Here is a 260-nt window from a genome sequence, read left to right as displayed (position 1 = left end):
CGCTTACTGCACGTCGGAGACCAGCAGCGCGCGGATCTCGGGTAGGCTGGCGGCGAAGGCATGCGTGATGGCGCGCGCCCGTTCGGCCAGCTCGGCTTCGCCGACGTTCTCGAGTTCCGGATTGAAGCGCAGGGCGCGCCTTACCTGCACGACCAGGCGGGCGAGAGCGACGTTCAAGGTGTCGCCGACGAAATAATCGATGCTCTCGTCGTTCAGGTCCGGGCGGCCGTAATGGGTGGGAAACAGCGCCGCCGAGATCC

At 66.5% G+C, this 260-nt stretch carries 1 pseudogene; it reads right to left on the bottom strand.

From position 1 onward, the window contains the following. Positions 1–6 precede the first annotated feature (6 nt). Positions 7–260: pseudogene (locus KVT32_RS30495) on the bottom strand (serine acetyltransferase); the annotation flags it as partial.

This window comes from Achromobacter sp. GbtcB20 (genome assembly GCF_019091095.1).
GTDB lineage: Bacteria > Pseudomonadota > Gammaproteobacteria > Burkholderiales > Burkholderiaceae_B > Achromobacter > Achromobacter mucicolens.
The sequence above is the reverse complement of the archived record's forward strand: the minus strand, read 5'-3'. Positions and strand labels throughout refer to the sequence as shown.